This window comes from Terrabacter terrae (genome assembly GCF_039529575.1).
Classification (GTDB): domain Bacteria; phylum Actinomycetota; class Actinomycetes; order Actinomycetales; family Dermatophilaceae; genus Terrabacter; species Terrabacter terrae.
Map to the genome: position 1 here is coordinate 1 of NZ_BAAANB010000138.1, position 1,144 is coordinate 1,144.

Below are 1,144 nucleotides of genomic sequence, written 5' to 3' on the forward strand. Positions count from 1 at the left end.
GCCCCGAGCTCGCCTTGAGCTTCTGGCGGGCGCCCTTCGAGCGGGCGGTGATGAGGTCCTCGGCGCTGGGCCCGTCCGAGCCGCCGGAGCCCCCGGAGCCCCCGGAGCCACCCGCGCCACCCGGGCTGCTGCCCGTCCGCAGGGCGGACCTGCTGTCGTATGCCGTGGGCTGCGGGTCGTAGCCGCCCTCGGCCGCCGCGGCGGCCACGTCGGGGTCGACGGCCGGCCGGGCGGCATACGCCTGCTGTGCCTGCGCGTGGTCGGTCGTGCTGCCGGCCTCGTGGGGGGTGGCCGACGCGTACTCCTCGGGCTCGGCGCCGGCGGGCGTCCAGCCCGTGTAGGTCGCCTCGGAGGACTGCCAGTCGGTCCACGAGTTGCCGGACTCGGACAGCCCCGCGCTCTCGGTCGAGGTGTGGGTGTCGGCGGAGGGGTCGGCCTCGCCGTCGTCACCCGAGTGCCAGGAGGTGTCCTCCCACGTGGAGCTCCACGGGTCGGCCGAGGTCTCCGCGGGCTGCGACGCGCCGGCGGTGGCGATCGGGATGGGCAGGGTGAAGCCACCCGGGATGGAGTTGTTGGCGGAGAAGCCGGGGATGCCCTGGCTCTCGGTGCTGCCGGTCTCGTCCTTGCTCATCGAGCGCTCCTTGCTGGCCTGACCACGTGCGGGGACCCGCCACGGACCCCCGTGCGATGGTTTCATGCTTCGGCCGGAGGGCAAACCCGGACATCGGCCGGTCCGGCCCCGTCTGTCGGTTGAGGGTGGTAGCGGCTGACCCGGTTACGATGAAGCGCCCAGCAGGAGGTACCAACGAGGAGGAGACGGCGTGGGAATCATCAACCGTGTCGAGCACGGTCTCGCCAAGGCTGTCCACGGTGCCTTCGCCAAGGCCTTCAAGTCGGAGGTGCAGCCGGTCGAGATCGCGTCGGCGATCCGCCGGGCCATGGACGACCGGGCGGCCCTGCTCGGACACGGCCGCGCGATGGTGCCCAACGTCTACACGATCGAGCTCAGCCAGACCGACTACGAGCGGCTCGGCGACTACGAGGACGACCTGTCCGACGACCTCGTCGCGGCGGCCCAGGAGCACGCCGACTCGCAGGGCTACCAGCCCGGCGGCCCGCTCGAGGTGGAGCTCATCGAGGGCGA

At 72.7% G+C, this 1,144-nt stretch carries 1 protein-coding gene and 1 pseudogene; one reads left to right on the top strand and one right to left on the bottom strand.

The window, feature by feature from the left end:
* Window positions 1-631 (bottom strand): annotated as a pseudogene (locus tag ABD194_RS20000) (hypothetical protein); the annotation flags it as partial.
* Between the two features lie 190 nt (window positions 632-821).
* Between ABD194_RS20000 and ABD194_RS20005 the strand changes: the two are divergent.
* A partial coding sequence (locus ABD194_RS20005; RefSeq protein ID WP_343994779.1) for a DUF3662 domain-containing protein occupies window positions 822-1,144 on the top strand: 323 nt, incomplete at its 3' end.